2 protein-coding genes are annotated in these 1,085 nt (G+C 58.7%); both read right to left on the bottom strand.

Annotated elements, in window-relative coordinates; all coding sequences use genetic code 11:
* Window positions 1–868 (bottom strand): polysaccharide biosynthesis/export family protein (locus tag AC11W3_RS19860; protein WP_484093612.1); only part of this gene is annotated, 868 nt, incomplete at its 3' end.
* A 32-nt stretch (window positions 869–900) separates the two neighbouring features.
* Window positions 901–1,085: hypothetical protein (locus tag AC11W3_RS19865; RefSeq protein WP_484093613.1), on the bottom strand; the 185-nt coding region annotated here is incomplete at its 5' end.

Below are 1,085 nucleotides of genomic sequence, written 5' to 3' on the forward strand. Positions count from 1 at the left end.
CGTAGTCTACCGGGATGGTATCCCGGTCTCCCTTGCCGTTGTCGCGCAGAATGCGCACCTCGCCGAGCGACGCGTTCTCGCCGACCCCCTGCGCCATGGTGACCGCCTGGATGAGCGAGGTCTTGCCCTTCATAGTGTAGACGCCGGGAGCCTTCACCTCGCCGTCCACGAAGAAGATGTAACCCCTCGGGACATTGACAATGTCGCCGGCAAAGACCGGGAAGTTCAGGGAAAGGTTGCCGCTCAGGATGAGTTCGTCGAGGTCCACGACGATCGTCTCGGACTTGTTCGTCGCCGTCGACGCCAGCATCGGCCTGATGATATAGCAGACGCTGCCGGCACCGGCATCGAGTCCTCCCGCCATCATCAGCATGTCCATGAGATACCGCTGGCCGGTGACCGCGAAAACCTGAGGGTTCTTCACCGCGCCGATCACGGATATTCGCTGGCTCTTGTATTCCTTTACAAATACGGTAACAACCGTCTCCTCCACGTATTTGTCGAGTTTCTTCGTGATGAAGGCCTCCACCTCAGACGTGGTGAGCCCCTTGACATTGATCACGCCGACAAGCGGAAGGGCTATGTCGCCATGAGAGTTAACCCGTACGGTCTTCTTGAGTTCCTCCACGTTGTATGCCTCGATCTCGAGAAGGTCCTCAGGACCGATGAGGTAGCCGTTGTCCATGGGCGCCTGCTGGGCGATGGACCCCATCATCAGAGCTTCGTTCATCCTGTCGGCCTTCTTTGTGCCGGCAATGGTCGCGGCAGGGTCAGTGGAAGTCTGATGATTGGCCGCTGTGCCGCCGCACGCCGCAAGCGCGAGCACGACAACAAACAGGGGGAACAGCTTAAGGACGCGCTTAGACATACAGGTCTGCTGCTTTGTTTCCGGAGGACGTGTTATCTTTTCTTGATTGTCGAGAAACCGGACGGACTTGCAAGCCCACTTTCCCTGTCCCCATGCCAGTGGCTGCCCAGTGCGAAGGCAGTGCCGGTCGTTACGGCAACGCCGCCCAGGATCCCGTACTCTATGCCCTTGTCGCCGGTGAGCCAGAATGCCCCGGCCTTCTTATTGTCATCGTCAT

It is taken from the genome of Geomonas sp., from assembly GCF_056994735.1.